The following is a 15,685-nucleotide window of genomic DNA, read 5'->3' as shown; positions in this document are numbered from 1 at the left end:
TCCCATGCCCACCACTGACTTGTCGACGTTGCCTTCCATCCAACCTGCCAAAGCGAGCGGCGAGCCCGCCAGCGAAGCCGTAAATCTGCCCGTTGACGCGGTGCCCGAACGCATCCCTTATTTACGCTCGGCAGCGTGTCTGCTGGTGCTTTCCGGTGCAGCGGGGCTGGTCTTTCAGATGCTGTGGATCAAGCAACTGTCGTTGATCGTCGGTGTAGAAGTGCACGCAATTTCCATCGCAGTGAGCGCATTTTTTGGTGGACTGGCCGTCGGAAGCTGGTACTTCGGACGAAAGGTCGATGCGGCTGGCCAGCCGTGGAAGCTCTATGCAGCGCTGGAAGCCTGTGTGGCGGTGAGTGCTGTCGTCAGCACCGCGCTGATGGCCATCGCAGCGCCGTGGTTTGTCTGGCTCGAGGCACGAACCGGAGCGCTCGCGTGGTGTCTGCCCTTCGTGCTCGTCGGTGTGCCTGCGATTTTCATGGGTGGCACCGTGCCGGTATTGCTTCGCGCCTGCCGTCCGGCGAGTGGCGCGCTGGCGGGAGTCATCGGCGGAAAGCTTTATGCGGCGAATACGGCTGGCGCCGTGCTCGGCGTTCTCACGGTGCCGTTCCTGTTGATGCCCGAGTTCGGCATTCAGGGCAGCGCGCGCGTCGCCGCTGCGCTCAACCTTTTAATTGCTCTGCTCGCGTTGGCCGTGCAGCGCCGTGCCGACCGGGCACCTGTGCCACAAGAAACGATTGACCCGAGCATCGCGGTCGCTGGCGATACCGCGCCACATGCCGCTCCCGCAACGCCGGCACGGTTTGCCCTGTCGATTTACGCCGTCGCCGGGGGCATCGCACTCGGTTACGAGGTGTTCTGGTCGCAAGCGCTGGTGCAGTTCGTCAGCACGCGGGCGTTCGCGTTTGCTGTCGTGTTGGCGACCTATCTGTCGGGCATCGCCCTTGGCAGCTCGCTGGTGTCGCGCCATGTGGCGCGTTGCCGCGACGTATGGGGTACCTTCGCGACTCTCATCGCGGCATCCGCGGCGTCCGCCGTGGTCATGACCTTCCTGCTGGGTGACTGGATCTTCGGACTTCAGGCCGACGTTGCGCACGTGACGCTCCAGCTCTCGCGCAGCGAGACCGTCGCCATGTGCGCACGCTTTCTCGTGGCCAGTGGTGGTGTCGTGTTCATTCCCACGCTGTTTCTGGGCGCCGCGTTTCCCTACGCGCTTCGCATGGCAACGAACGAAGGGCATATCGGCCAGAACGCAGGCCGACTGATCGCGCTTAATACCGTGGGCGGCATCGTCGGAACGCTGGTGACCGGATTCTGGTTAATTCCCACGTTAGGTCTGGTCCGCACGCTCGCCGTGCTGGCGGGTGGTGCGGCGATAACGGCGCTCATTGTTGTTGTGCGCCGTCCGGCTGACACACGGGCACGCGTCATCGTTGTGGCACTTGGCGTGCTCGCTGCGGCAACAGCACTGCTGACGCCCGCTGACCGATTCGCCAGCTTGCTCGCCAATGCGCGCGGCGGCGACGTGGTGCTGTACAAGGAGGCGCAAGGCGCAACGGTCACCGTACTCCGGCAGGCATCGACTTCGCACACCTTCAATCGCTTGTACATTCAGGGCGTTTCGAATTCGGGCGACACGATGACGTCGCTTCGTTACATGCGATTGCAAGCGCTGCTGCCGCTGATCATCTCGAACGGCGAACCGAAGAGCGCGATGGTCATCGGCTTGGGCACCGGCATTACAGCAGGGGCACTGCTGCAATACCCGGGGTTGGTCCGCAGAGAAACCGCCGAACTGCTTCCCGCCGTCGTGCAGGCTGCCGCGCAATTTCAGGGCAACTACGGCGTCACGTCCGATCCGCGCATGCGAATCCGGGTCACGGACGGACGGCGTGCCCTCCTCGCCAACGAACGGCAGTTCGATTTGATTACGCTCGAGCCGCCACCGCCGAGCGCGGCAGGCGTCGCGAACCTTTATTCGACAGACTTCTACCATCTGGCAGCGCAGCGCCTCACAACGGGCGGGATGGTGGCCCAGTGGTTGCCGCTCCCAACGCAGAACGAAGCGGATACCAAAGCGCTGATCGCGAGCTTCATCAAGGTGTTCCCGAACGCCAGTCTCTGGACCACGGAGCTTCACGAGATGTTGTTGGTGGGGTCGATGCAACCTCAGGTACTGGACGCCGGATCGATTTCGCGTCGTTATGCGCAACCGCAAGTCAGCCGTGCCCTGCGCGAGGTCGGCATCGGTTCGGCAGGCGCATTGCTCGCGACGTGGGTGACGGACCGTGCAGGGCTGGCGTATTACGTCGAGGACACCGCCCCGGTGACCGACGACCGTCCCAGCATCGAGTACGCGCCTTGGGTTCGATCAGGCGCGTTTCCGAACACGCTTGAACACCTGCTGGCGCTACAGGGCAAGCCACCGATCGTGGGGGCGTCGCCTGAACTTGACGCGGATTACACCCGATCGCGTGCTGCATTGCAGGCGTTTTATCGTGCGTCGCTGGCGGCCATGTCCGGCGACCGATCGACGTGGCGGGCGCGGTTCGATCAGGCGTTGTCGCTCGAAGCAAACAACCCGTACTTCAACTGGTTTGTCGCGTCCCGGCCAACGAGCGCTTCGCAAAGTGCGCCGCAGCGGGCATCCCGTCCCATCACGCAATGACACGGAAGAGGACCCCATGAGCCCTCGTTGTCTCGACGCCATCGGTATGACTGGATTTGCTGGGTTTTCGGAACGGCACCCCCGCCTTCGCAAACGCGCGCGGCTGGCGGCACTTGTCATCGGAGCGGCAACGTCGGCGCTGTCCGGCACCGCCGCGTGGGCAACGGAAGGCGGCTTGGGCCGACCGATCAGCGGCGCGACGGTGCAGCCAGACGCCGGCGTCGTTTCGCCCACGCCGATGGTGGCCGTCAATTTTGCCGAGATCTACTTTGACGGCAGCATCGGCGGCAGCAAGTCGGTGCCGGTGGCGGGCAAGACGTCGCTCGGCCTCGATGGTGAGATTGCCTTCACCCTCGCGACCATCCTGAAGACGTGGGACACGGGCACCGGAAACTGGAATTTCGCTTCTAGCTTCACCTTGCCCTATGTGTGGACGAAGGTCTCCGCGACGCTCGGCACCGACCGAAGAAGCGCTACGACGTCGCAGAATGCGTCCAACCTTTTCGATATCAGCTTCACGCCGCTGATTGCCGGCTATCACTTTTCGAAGACGGAGCACATTGCGTTCTCGGTCAACGTCTGGGCGCCGACGGGCCGCTACGATCCCAACGCGCTCGCCAACCCCAGCCTGAACAACTGGACATTCATTCCGCAAGTCGCTTACACCAAGATTCTTCCTGCCTACGATCTCGAATTCGATGTGGTCGCTGGCGTTCAGTTTTACACCCGCAACACCGCCACGAATTACCAGAACGCCCCGTTGTTCACGCTCGATGTCATGGGGCTCAAGCGATTTGCGAACGGGTTGGGTGTTGGGCTGATCGTCGGCACGGTCCAGCAGTTGGGCAGCGACAGCGGACCGACTGCCGACCAGTTGAACGGCTTTCGCGGGCACGACATTGCCCTCGGCCCGATCGTGACCTACGACACCAAACTCGACGGCAAGCATCCGTTGTCCTTTTCTGCTCGATGGGTGCCTACCGTGAGCAGCACCAATCGCCTGAAGAGCACGGCCACGTTCATGGCCACGGCGACGCTCATTTTCTGATGTATTCCCTTTCCCCGAAACGGGAGGTACTCATGCGATCCGTCATCTTGTGTGCAGGCCTGATCATGTCAGGGCTTGCGTTTGCCCAGAAGCCCGCGATCTATCCCGCCCACGGCCAGAGCGCTGAAAAACAGAGTAGCGACGATGGCGCGTGCTACGCGTGGGCCAAACAGAACACCGGCGTCGACCCGGCCGTGGTGGCGCAGCAGGCACCGCCGCCGCAGGGCCCGACGGGCGCACGCGTCGGCGGTGCGGCACGCGGCGCGGCCGCCGGTGCCATCATCGGCGACGTCGCGCACGATGACCCCGGACACGGGGCTGCCGTCGGCGCCACAGCGGGCGCCGTTGCCGGTGGTGTGCGTTCACGACGGCAGCATGCGGCGCAGGCACAGGCCGCACAAAACAACCAAAACTCGCAGATGACCAGCTACTGGCATGCCTATGGCGCGTGCATGGAGGGCCGTGGATACACGGTCAAGTGAGCCCGCCGGATTCAATGACACCGCTCCCCGCGCCGCGTATCGAGCCGCGCAAGCGCTGGACGTTGTCGCTCGTCTGGCTGGTACCGCTGGTCGCTGCCGTGATCGGTCTGACGCTGGTTGCGCGATCGATCCTCGACCGGGGGCCGACGGTCACCATCGAGTTCAAGAGCGCCGACGGTCTTGAGGCGGGCAAGACCAAGGTCAAATTCAAGGAAGTCGATATCGGTGTCGTCAAGGATATCGAGCTTTCCCCTGATCTTGCCTCGGTGCACGTCACCGTCGATCTGACGAAGAACGCGAAGCGATTTGCCACCCGGGGGTCGACGTGGTGGGTGGTGCGTCCACGCATTGCCGGTGGGAGCGTGTCCGGCCTCTCCACGCTGCTCTCGGGCGCATACATCGGCGCGGACGCCGGGAAATCGCGCGACGTCGCAACCCACTTCGTCGGGCTGGAAGTGCCCCCAGTCGTCTCCAGCGGCCAAGCGGGGAAATCGTTCGTCTTACACAGTGCAGAGATCGGATCGCTGGACACCGGGTCGCCCCTCTACTTCCGCCGCATTCAGGTGGGGCAAGTTGAAACGTACAAGCTCGATGCCGATGGCAAAGGCGTCACGCTGCGTGTCTTCGTCCGTGCACCTTTCGATCAATACGTCGGCAGCAACACACGCTTCTGGCATGCCAGCGGCATCAACCTGCGGCTGGATTCGAGTGGCTTTCAGGTGAACACCCAATCGCTCGCGTCGGTCGTCATCGGCGGCATTGCGTTTCAGGCGCCGGCGGACAGCGGCGCCGGGGTCATGGCCAAACCCGATCAGGCGTTCTTCCTCGCCGAAGACGAAGCGAGCGCCATGAAGATTCCCGATGCGGAACCCGTACGCGCGGTGTTTCGCTTTTCGCAATCGTTGCGCGGGCTGTCGGTCGGCGCCCCCATCGATTTCCGGGGGATCACGCTGGGCGAAGTCACGGCCATTGGTGTCGAGTTCGATGCGAAGAACAAGAGTCTGGTCATGCCGGTGACGGTACTCGTCTATCCGGAGCGCTTGCGGCGGCGCGATGCGACGGGCAAATTGCCGGTCGAACGGCACGAGCGACGGGAAATATTCACTGCGCTGATTGCGCATGGTCTGCGCGGGCAACTCAGAACCGGCAATTTGCTGACCGGACAGCTCTACATTGCGCTGGACTTCTTCCCGAACGCAGCACGAGCTGAGGCGACAGAAATTGACGGCGAAGTCACGATCCCGACGGTGCCCAATACGCTGGACCAGTTGCAGCTACAGGTCGCCGATATCGCCGCGAAGCTCAACAAGATTCCGTTCGACACCATCGGCCAGAATCTCGACAACTCGCTACGCAAGCTCGACAAGACCATGGAGAGCGCGCAGGGCTTGTTCAAACAACTGGATTCTGAGATCGCCCCCGAAGCGAAGTCTGCGCTAGGCGAAGCCAAGAAAACGTTTGGCACCGCCGAGCGAACGCTCTCCGAAGACGCGCCCATGCAACAGGACGTACGTGGCGCCATGAAAGAGCTCAATCAAACGCTGCGGTCGCTGAATGTCCTTGCGGAATACCTCCAGCTTCATCCGGAAGCGCTGATACGGGGGAAGCCGGTAGATCCGCAGCAGTGACTCTCCGATGTTTCCGCAGCCGGATTTATCTGAATAAAATCGAATACAAATCATGATTAGTAATTCTAATTACTATTAAATTAGTAAAATGAGATAGGGATGCAACCACCCCGGACTGAGCGATCCCTCCCTGTGAAAGCAACAGCTCCGGGAGCCCTCTCCGCGCTCGCCATATCCAATGCCATCGCGATCTTGCTAGGCGCTGACGACGTGCATGCGCAAACAGCGCTTTGTGGCGCGGTTCCGGTGGGGCAGTACGCGAATGGATACTTCTGCCAACCCGCTGCCGGCAACGACGCGTCGTTGTCCACCCAACCGGGAACCGTGTTTTCCACGTCTGCCGGGCACGTACTGCGCGCCACAGGCGTTGGCGCGAACGCGACGGTAAGCGTCAGCGGGACGTCCATTTCGACGGCGCCCCCCACGGCCGTGAATGGTGTTTACGTGCAAATCACCAATCCCGGCGGGACTGCCCCACCCTCCAACGCCACGATCTCGTTCGATGCGGGCGTCAATTCCATCGTTGCGTCGGGCTCGGCGCTAGATACCGTTGCCATCGCCAACGCGACAAGTGGCAAATCATTGATTTCCATCAGCGCCGGTACGACGTTGAACATCACGAATCAAGTCATCGGTAACGAGCATGATGGCCTCGACATCAATGCCAGCGGCGGCGGTGACGCTTCGGTCATTCATAGCGGCGCGGGGACCGTTTCCGTAGTCGGTGGCAACGGCGTCTGGATCAAGGCGACGGGAACCGGCACGGCGACCGCCCAGATCGGCAGTGGTGTGACGTTTATTGTCGATAACACCGCCACGTCATCGCAGGGCAACCATGCGGGCGTACATACCCGCGTGGTTGACGGTGCCAGTCTTATCGACAATGCGGCTAACGTCCAGGCGATCGGGCGCAACGCCTTTGGTTTGTTTTCCGAGGCGACCACAGGCGATGTCGTAATCCGAAATAGCGGCACGCTCACGGCGGACGGCGTCAACGGCTTCGGCATTCGCGCCAGTTCGCCCGGCGGGAGTGTGACGGTGTCGAACACCGGGGCAATTACGACAACCGGCGGCGGCGGACACGGCATTTACGTGAGTAACGGAACGACGGCCAATGGCAATGTATCGGTGGACAACCAAGGCCAGTTGACGGTCGGGTCAACATCGGACGATGCCGGTGCGCGTGCCATTTATGTGCTCTCTCAAGGGACGGGCAATGTTGCCGTCACCGGTTCGGGCAACATTCTCGTGAACGGAAGCCCGACGGCAGCGCGCGGCTACGGCATCATCGTCAGTGCGGGCAGCGGTCACGCGAGCGTCAATTACAGCGGTGCCATCGAAGCACACGGCAACGGTGCGGGCGGCATTCGAATCGACTCCCCTTCGGCAGGCAACGTCGATATCACCTACACGGGCGCCCGCATCGAGACGTTCAATTCCAATGCGAACGGCATCTATGCCACCACCGGTGCGATCGACGGCACGGTGACGATTCGCTCTCAAGGCACCATCGTTACCCATGCAGACGGTGGCTCGGGCGATGGCAGCGGCTCGGGCGCCTTCGGCATACAAGGGCTCAGTCAGGGCGCGGAAGTCACCATCGAAAACCGTGGCCCGCTCATCGACGTCAACGGGTCGGGGGCTGCCATTCTTGCCAGCAACGCGTATCTGGGTGGTGCCGGGCACGGCGATGTCTTTGTCACCAGCACCGGCACACTGGTCGCTCGCGGGAACGCGCAACAAGGGATCCGAACACTGACAGGCACGGGTGGGCAGAACATCGTCAATCAGGGCGCCATTCAGACCAATGGCGCGACCGGTAGCCAAGGTATCTGGGCGAACGCGACGTCGGCAGGCACGGTCTCCATCGACAATTCCGGGGCAATTACCACCATCGGCACCGGCTCATCCGGCATCGATGCACAAACCGCGGGCGGCAGTGTCACGGTCAACAACGCGGCAGAAATCTCGGCGGGCTGGGGGACCAGTGCGGCCGTTCAGGTGAGCGGCGCGACGCAGACGGTCACGAACACGGGAGGCCTGCAAGCGCTGAGCGATGTCGCCGTGCGCGCCGACACCAGCATGACGGGCACGAGCTTCTCGCTCAGCAACAACGGTCAAATGACGGGTCTTGTCACGGCGACTGGCGCGACAACCTCGATCGTCAATGGCGGCCTATGGACACTGCGTAACTTCTCAGACAGCGTGGGCTCGGGCGTGCGGGATACCTGGCGCGTCGCTGCTTCGAATCTCGGCACTGGCGCTGGCAACAGTGTGACCAATACCGGGATGCTGGTGTTGGCAGCGCAACCGTCCAGCGGCGTAACGACCTTTGACGCCAGCGGCGCCTATCAACCGCTGGGACAGAGCGTCAACAGCCCCGTGGCAGGTGGTGCGGTGCAAGGTCAGTTGCTGGGGGTGCCCCAGTTCACTAACGGCGGCACGATCGATTTGACCGGCGGCGGCAGTGCCGTCGGCAATGTTCTGGTCATCACGGGGGCGCAAACGGCTGGTTTAAATGGGGGCGGGAAGTTCATCTCGAACGGCGGGCGTCTTTTCCTGAACACCGTGCTCAACGAAGGCGGCGCCAACAGTCGTTCGGACATGCTGGTTGTCGATTCAACCGCCACTGGCGCTGCGGGTGCAACGCGCATCCGCGTGAACAACGCAGGCGGCATGGGCGCCTTGACCACGGGCAATGGCATCGCCTTGGTCAACATTCTCGACACGACCCCGACGGCCAGCGATGGCGGTGCCTTCACCCTCGATCGCCGCGTCGTCGCGGGACCTTACGAATACCGGCTGTTCCGCGGTGCGGAGGATAGCTCCGGCGGTAACGTCTGGTATTTGCGCTCGGACCGCGAGCCGGACCCCGACCCGCCACAACCGCTGTACCGCCCGGAAGTGGCCGCGTATCTCGCCAATCAGCGTCTTGCCGGGCAAATGTTCGTGCATAGTCTTCACGACCGGCTGGGTGAGCCCCAATACGCCAACGATCAGGCGCCCATGTCTGCGGACGGATTGTCAGAGAACCCGAAATCGGGATGGTTGCGCGTCGTGGGCAACTGGGAAGGCAGTCGCAGCAAGAGCGATATCTTCGGGGTGCGCACGAACGCGTTCCTGCTGCACGGCGGTGTCGAGTTCGCCGACTGGAAACTGCTGAGCGAAACCGACCGAGTCCATGTCGGCGCGATGGCGAGCTACGGAAACGCCACCAGTAACGCCACGGCGCAGGGCAACTCTGCTCGCGCCCAAGGCAAAGTCGAAGGCTGGAGCCTCGGCGCTTACGGCACTTGGTATCAGAACGACGAACACAAACTGGGCGCGTACGTGGACACCTGGGCGCAGTTCGGGTGGTTCAACAACAGGGTCGACGGCGACACGCTCGACAGTGTCCGATACAACGCACACGGCTTTTCCATTTCGGGCGAGGCCGGCTATGCCTTCCCGTTGCGTGGAGACTGGGTCGTCGAGCCACAGGCGCAAGTGATCTACGTCACCTACAACGAGAACGACTTCACAGAGCCCACAGGTACCCGCATCAGCGGGGCCAATTCGTCAGGCGTGGTCACACGGCTCGGCGTTCGCACGCATCGCACCTGGGTTCGTGACGACGGCCGTCAGATTCAACCCTATCTCACGTTGAACTGGTGGCACACGGAGACCGACAGCTCGGTTTCGTTCAATTCATTGCCCCAAGGTTCGATGTACCCCCGCGACCGCTTCGAAGCCAAGATCGGCGTCAATGCGTTGCTGGGGAAGCGCTGGACGGGATGGACCAACGTGTCTGGCTCGTGGGGGCAACAAAGCTATTACCAATACGCCGTTCGGGCCGGCGTGAAATACACATGGTGATGTGTCGACGTTACGACGTTTCGCGAGTACTCATCAATCGGAGATGACCTATGACCGTAGGAAGAAGAAAGTTGCTGAAGTCGGGGCTTTACCTGACCGGCATGATCGGGATGTTGCCTGCGCACATGTCTTTCGCGCAGGATATACACGACAGCGCGCTCAGCAAAGACACCATCACGGAGGCCTACATCTACCTGCTCGGCAGAATGCTGGTGATTCGTCAGGAGCATCAGGATCTCGGGGCACCGGGGGCTGGGTACAACGTCATCAAATACAACCCGCTCGGGTCGGCCGATTTCGTGAACCCCAATCTTGACGTCGCCTATCTGGAAGCGTGGGTGGCCGTTGACGACAAGAGCACCGTCATCCTCGAAGTTCCTGAAATACGCGATCGCTACTACACGGCACAGCTCCTCGACGAGTGGGGCGAAGTGATCGTCAATATCAACGAGCGCACTTTCCCGTCTAAACCGTTTGGCAAATTCGCGCTGGTAAGTCCCGCTGCAACATCGGCAGTACCTTCAGACGCCGCGCGAATTGAGCTTCATGGAAAGAAGGCCAAACTGCTGGCCCGCGTGGAGTTGAAGCGTGATTCGGCGGGTGCCGTTGCGTTGCAGAAGAAATTCAAAATCGATGTCATCAAGAAACCGGTTGTCGCCCCGGCCATTAAGATTCCCTCATTCACCAATCAGGATTTATTGGGTGTTGAGATTTTCGAAAACGTCGATCGTGTGCTTGCCAGTGCCCTTGACGTCTCGCCGGCAGCCCCTGAAATGCAGCAAAAGGTCAGACTGATTTCGGCGAAGATTTCGAAGAACCCGGCGCTGCGTAGCGAGATCGATGCATTTCTACACAAGACGGTCGTGCCGGATTTCAAGGAATTTTCGCTGACCAAGAGTGCGCCTTACCGAAACCATTGGGTCGGCGGCGCGGGTGCAGGCAACTACGGGCGCGATTATCGGATGCGCACGGTGGTCGACTACGCGGGAATCTGGGGCAATGTCGCGAGCGAAGTCGTCTATTTTGTGGCGAGCCGCGACGCCAGCGAACAACTGCTCGACGGCAGTCAGAGCTACACCATCACGTTCGCGAAAGACAACCTCCCGAGCGCCGTGGTGGATGCGTATTGGTCGGTGATCCTTGTCGGCGTCCCTGACTTCCGAGTTGTTCCCAACGCGCTCAACCGATTCAACTTCAACAGTGACTCGTCATTGAAATTTGAGCCCGACGGCGCATTAAAAATCGGCATTGGCCCCAAGCTTCCACCGGGCGTTTCCGAGTCGAACTGGTTGCCATCGGCAACGGGCAAGCCCTTCTCGCTGACGTTCAGAGCGTATGTGCCCAAGGCAATTGTCAAAGCAGGACAGTGGGCCCCACCGCCGGTGGAGCGTCTCAAGTAAGAACACATGCTTACCAAGCTCTATCAGGAGAATGCAATGGCACGACAGGCTCTACTGGCAGCACTCGGCGCTTCGGCACTATTCACCGCCACCCATCTGGCGATGGCGCAACAGCCGATACCGCTATCACCCGACTGGCAGGCGGCAATGCCCGCTGGCCCGGTCGCGGGGACAAAGATTACTGAAGCCTATGCGCGCCTCGTGACACGTGATGCGTATTTCTGGGCATGGCCGATGATGAACATGGCAAGCCGTCGAGCCATGTCTTCACAGTTCACCGAGCGAGCGTACGCGGGGCCCACCCCGATAGCACCGCTCAATCAGCTCACGATGTTGACCGACTACTTCGGCCCGGATGTTCACGTGGTTGCCTGTCCGAATCAGGACGTTGTGTATGGTGGCGGCTTGCTGGCGCTGGATAAGTCCCCAGCAGTGGTTCAGGTTCCCGATTTTGGAGACCGCTTCTGGGTGTATCAGGTGGTTGACGCACGAACCGACGGCTTTGCTCGCTTGGGCAAGATGTACGGTACCAAGCCCGGGTTCTACCTGCTGGTTGGTCCCAACTGGAACGGTACGGTACCGAAGGGAATTTCGGGGGTATTCCGGGCTTCGACGAATACCGGCAATGTCATCCCTCGCATCTTCATGGACGACACTGCCGAGGACAAGAGTGCCGTTCAGGAAGTGCTCAAGAAAGTGATGATGTATCCGCTCGACGAGTACGACGGCACGATGAAGTCCACGGACTGGAAGTCGTTGCCGAAGTTACCCGCGCAGAAACAGGGGGAATCGGAGACGCAGTGGGTGTTCCCCGACAAGTTTGTCGATGCCCTGCCAGCGGCCCTTCAGGACGCGCCTCCCCGCCCCGGCGAGGAGGCACGTTATGCGCAAGTGTTGGCCGTCATCGCGGCCGCCAAAGCGGATCCTGCGCTCCGCAAGGCAATCAATGACGAGGCGGCAAAGGCCGATGTTGAGTTGGTTAAGCCGTTGTTCGAGTTCCGAAATTATGGCATACAGCTTCCGCATCATTGGAGTACGACCAACAACACGGCGGCATTTGGAACTGATTATTTCACTCGGACAGCGGTCGCCAGATCGAACATTTTCGTGAATGCACCCAACGAGACGAAGTACTTCTATCAAGACCTCGATGAGCGCGGTCAGCGCCTGAACGGGAAGCGTCGCTATACGATCACGTTCGCCAAGGGGGCCACGCCTCCCAACTACGGGTTTTGGTCGCTCACGCTGTACAACGATCGTCACTTCTTCGTGCAGAACCCGCTGAACCGCTATTCGCTTGGCACAAAAAACAGGACGCTCAAGTACGACGCCGACGGTTCGCTGACTTTGTACGTGCAGGCAACGTCGCCGGGTGGCGATAAGGAAAGCAACTGGTTACCGGCACCGCGTGACGGCGATTTTTCGCTCTACATACGTTCCTACTGGCCGACATCAGCAGCGCTTGATGGCACGTGGTTGCCGCCCGCGGTCAAGGAAGTGAACTGACGTAGCGTTTGAAATTGATCGTTTGACCCGGACTAGCGAGCGCGAGATCGTCCATCGCTTTTGCGCCTCACTGGTCCGGGCTCGGGCACTGGGTATGGTTGCCAGCCACCCGTTCACTCGATCGGAGCGCGGACACATAGGCCGCGATATCGTCCAGTACCGGCGAGAACTGCCTGACCGGTATGCCGAGCGCTCCCACCAGCAATACGTGTCCCAAATTGTAGTGACGGACATCCACGTCGTCGCCTGCGGCGCGCAGCCGTTGCGCGAAGCGCTCTGTGTTGCCCGGATCGACCACGCTATCACTGTCCCCAACCCCTAGCCACATCGGCGGCTCGTGCCCCGACACGAAATTGATCGGCTGGCTTGCCGTGCGTACCGGTTCGGGGAATATCTTGCGCAGAACATCGCTTTCCAACGGCAGAAAGTCGTAGGGGCCGGCAAGACCGACTACGCCCGCAATCTCGCTCTGCACCATCCCTTGTGCGCATAGATAACGTGGATCGGTCGCCAACAGCGCGACAATCTGCGCGCCCGCCGAATGGCCCATCAAAATCAGCCGCCGGGTATCGCCGCCGTATGCCTGCGCATGATCCTTCGCCCAACGGACCGCCAGCGCCGCGTCTTCCATGAAGCCCGGAAATATCACCTCCGGATACGTCCGGTAGTCCGGCACGATCACCAGAAATCCCCGCGACGCCAGCGCCTCGCCCACAAACCGATAGTCGGCGCGCTCCCCGTTCTGCCAGCTTCCTCCGTAGAAGAACACCACGACCGGCGTGCCTGCCGGTGAGGTCGCGCGCTGCGTTGGCACATAAACGTCGAGCCGCTGACGAGCCGACTCCCCGTAGGCGAGGTCGGTCGACGCCTCGTAGGTGGATCGTGGCGTCAGCGCATTCACCAGATAGGCGGGACTGCACGCGGTAAGGGCCGCCCCGGCTGAGGCGACCAACAGCAGCTTGCTGAGCAAGGTGCCCGACATTGTGGCTCCCATGACTTTGGTTGATCTCGTGCGAATTGAACAACGATGCGCGTGCGCGCCCATGTGGTGGCATTGCCGATAGCCACGGCAACGGGCGCACAGGTTCGAATACGTGCCAGATCGGCTTCCGGATGCAGGATGAACAAAAAAATGTCCATTTTCTTGACGACATCTGCATCCGATGGGCCGCGCCACTCGTATACGCACACATTGCCCCCATCGCCCCTGTTCGATGCCGGAGACCCTATGCTGCGAAACGCCTTGCTGGTATTCACTGCGATCGCTGGCCTGCTGCTGAGCGCCTGCTCGGGCGCGCCCGCCAACCCGAATCCCCTGGCGAATACCCCGCTACAGGTGGTGCCTGTCGATTTGCCCCGCTATATGGGCCGCTGGTACGTGATAGCCAATATCCCGTACTTTGCCGAACGAGACTTCGTGGGCAGCCGCGCCGAGTGGTATCTGCGCGAAGACGGCCGGATCGACGATCACTTTTATGGACGCAATGACGGCTTCGACCAACCGGAACGTCACTATCAATTCCTCGACAGCGTGGTGCCCGGCAGCGGCGGTGGGCGCTGGAGCGTTCGACTCTTCTGGCCGATTTACGTCTCGCAACTCACCTTGTATGTCGACCCGGATTATCGCTATACCTTGCTCGGTTACCCCGACAAGTCGCTTGGCTGGGTCTTCTCGCGCGAACCCATGATGGATGAGGCCACCTATCGCGGGCTGCTGGCGCGCTTTGAGGCGATGGGTTACGACACGTCCCGTTTTCGACGGGTGCCGCAGGTGAGCGGGCAACTTGGGCAGCCGGGCTTCGCTTCGCCCGGCGAAAAGGACTGACAGGTGATCCTGACCTCCCCCCTGTTGACCACCCGCCGCCTCGCCATCTCTTGGGTGTGCGCGGTCTCCCTGATCGCTGCCGGCTCGGTTTCCAACGCACGGGCCGGGTGCCGCGACGACATCGCCGGGGCTCGCCACATCGGTGCGGGAGAATTTTGCGTGCTGGGCTTCTGCCTTTACCGGGCTGAGCTTTGGGCCCCCAAGGCCTCCATTGCACCGCTGTCTTCCGATATCCCGTTTGCGCTGTCGTTGACGTACGAGCGCAGCCTCAGCGGTGCGCGCATCGTCTCAACAGGCATTGACGAGATTCAGCGACTGGCGACACAGCCGATTGCTGACGCAACGCTATCAGCATGGCGCGACGCGATGCGACGCGCCTTCGGTGATGTGTCTCGCGGAGACGAGCTTTGCGGCGTCTATCTACCGGGGCGTGGGGCGCGGTTCTATCTCAACGGGAACGTATCGGCGGAAATTGACGATCCGGCCTTCGCGCAGGCGTTCTTCGGTATCTGGCTCGACCCACGCACCCGCGCGCCGTCGCTTCGCAAGCAATTGCTCGGCGGCAACTGATTTCGAAAAATTTGCATTCATCTGCATCCAGATCGGCATCTCGTGTGTAGAGAAGGTAGCGACCCGATATTCAGGGCGCCAAACGACTCGATCCGACACAGGAGTTTTGCCATGATGCGCATAGTCTCAGTCAGCCTCGCCGCCTCCACCCTGCTCGCCGCTTGCGCTCAGAACGTGCCGATGGCCGGCACGTCAGGTACGCCAGCCCCGGTGGCAGCAGCGGTCAATGTCCCCGACGGTCACACGATTGCTCTGCAAACCGTCGGCAAAGGCGAAATTCTTTACGAATGCCGGGAAAAGAAAGACACCGCAGGCCAGTGGGAATGGACTTTCATCGGCCCGGACGCGGTGTTGATGGACCGCAGCGGCAATGCCGTCGGCAAGTACTACGGCCCGCCCGCGACGTGGGAATCCAATGACGGTTCCAAGGTCACTGCCACACAGGTCGCGATATCGCCCGCCGGTGCAGGCAGCATCCCGTTGCAATTGGTCAAGGCAAACCCGGCCTCCGGCCCGGGCGCCATGCAGGGTGTCACCTATATCCAGCGGCTCGCCACACAAGGTGGCGTGGCGCCGACGTCCGCTTGCGCTACGGCAACGAAGGGCGCCAAGGAGAAGGTGAAGTACCAGGCCGACTACATTTTCTGGAAAGCCGCTTGACACATGTCTGAGCCACGGGCATTTTGCGGAAGACGTAGTCGAT

Annotated in this window: 11 protein-coding genes; 10 read left to right on the top strand and 1 reads right to left on the bottom strand. The window is 61.3% G+C overall.

Annotation, left to right across the window (positions count from 1 at the left end; all coding sequences use genetic code 11):
* The first annotated feature begins 4 nt into the window (after positions 1 to 4).
* From AT302_RS12165 to AT302_RS12135, 7 genes are all read left to right on the top strand, one after another.
* Positions 5 to 2,668 (top strand): fused MFS/spermidine synthase, encoded by a 2,664-nt coding sequence (locus AT302_RS12165; protein WP_084656183.1) that lies wholly within the window; start codon positions 5 to 7, stop codon positions 2,666 to 2,668.
* Positions 2,669 to 2,684: 16 nt separating this feature from the next.
* Positions 2,685 to 3,716, top strand: a complete 1,032-nt coding sequence (locus AT302_RS12160; RefSeq protein WP_237172137.1) for a SphA family protein — start codon at positions 2,685 to 2,687, stop codon at positions 3,714 to 3,716.
* Between the two features lie 32 nt (positions 3,717 to 3,748).
* Positions 3,749 to 4,198, top strand: a complete 450-nt coding sequence (locus AT302_RS12155; RefSeq protein WP_058378671.1) for a glycine zipper domain-containing protein — start codon at positions 3,749 to 3,751, stop codon at positions 4,196 to 4,198.
* Between the two features lie 14 nt (positions 4,199 to 4,212).
* Positions 4,213 to 5,826, top strand: coding sequence for a PqiB family protein (locus AT302_RS12150; protein WP_058378670.1), 1,614 nt, complete (start codon positions 4,213 to 4,215; stop codon positions 5,824 to 5,826).
* Between the two features lie 132 nt (positions 5,827 to 5,958).
* Positions 5,959 to 9,681 carry an autotransporter outer membrane beta-barrel domain-containing protein gene (locus AT302_RS12145; protein ID WP_237172136.1) on the top strand — a complete coding sequence of 1,241 codons (3,723 nt, stop codon included), beginning with the start codon at positions 5,959 to 5,961 and terminating at the stop codon, positions 9,679 to 9,681.
* A 50-nt stretch (positions 9,682 to 9,731) separates the two neighbouring features.
* Positions 9,732 to 11,081 carry a DUF1214 domain-containing protein gene (locus tag AT302_RS12140; protein ID WP_218918999.1) on the top strand — a complete coding sequence of 450 codons (1,350 nt, stop codon included), beginning with the start codon at positions 9,732 to 9,734 and terminating at the stop codon, positions 11,079 to 11,081.
* A 6-nt stretch (positions 11,082 to 11,087) separates the two neighbouring features.
* Complete coding sequence (locus AT302_RS12135; protein WP_237172135.1) at positions 11,088 to 12,587, top strand: DUF1254 domain-containing protein; 1,500 nt, start codon at positions 11,088 to 11,090, stop codon at positions 12,585 to 12,587.
* A gap of 67 nt (positions 12,588 to 12,654) precedes the next feature.
* On the opposite strand, the gene AT302_RS12130 is transcribed toward AT302_RS12135, so the two are convergent.
* Positions 12,655 to 13,569 carry an alpha/beta hydrolase gene (locus AT302_RS12130; RefSeq protein ID WP_058378667.1) on the bottom strand — a complete coding sequence of 305 codons (915 nt, stop codon included), beginning with the start codon at positions 13,567 to 13,569 and terminating at the stop codon, positions 12,655 to 12,657.
* Positions 13,570 to 13,815: 246 nt separating this feature from the next.
* On the opposite strand from AT302_RS12130, the gene AT302_RS12125 reads away from it, so the two are divergent.
* The 3 genes from AT302_RS12125 to AT302_RS12115 all read left to right on the top strand — a co-directional run bounded on the left by AT302_RS12125 (position 13,816) and on the right by AT302_RS12115 (position 15,642).
* Positions 13,816 to 14,412: a lipocalin family protein gene (locus AT302_RS12125; protein ID WP_157125775.1), complete on the top strand. Its 597-nt coding sequence runs from the start codon at positions 13,816 to 13,818 to the stop codon at positions 14,410 to 14,412.
* A gap of 6 nt (positions 14,413 to 14,418) precedes the next feature.
* Positions 14,419 to 14,982: a chalcone isomerase family protein gene (locus AT302_RS12120; RefSeq protein ID WP_237172184.1), complete on the top strand. Its 564-nt coding sequence runs from the start codon at positions 14,419 to 14,421 to the stop codon at positions 14,980 to 14,982.
* Positions 14,983 to 15,096: 114 nt separating this feature from the next.
* Entirely contained in the window at positions 15,097 to 15,642 is a 546-nt protein-coding gene (locus AT302_RS12115) for a DUF3455 domain-containing protein (RefSeq protein WP_058380285.1), read from the top strand.
* The last annotated feature ends 43 nt before the right edge of the window (positions 15,643 to 15,685 follow it).

Source organism: Pandoraea norimbergensis (assembly GCF_001465545.3).
Classification (GTDB): Bacteria; Pseudomonadota; Gammaproteobacteria; order Burkholderiales; family Burkholderiaceae; genus Pandoraea; species Pandoraea norimbergensis.
The sequence above is the reverse complement of the archived record's forward strand: the minus strand, read 5'-3'. Positions and strand labels throughout refer to the sequence as shown.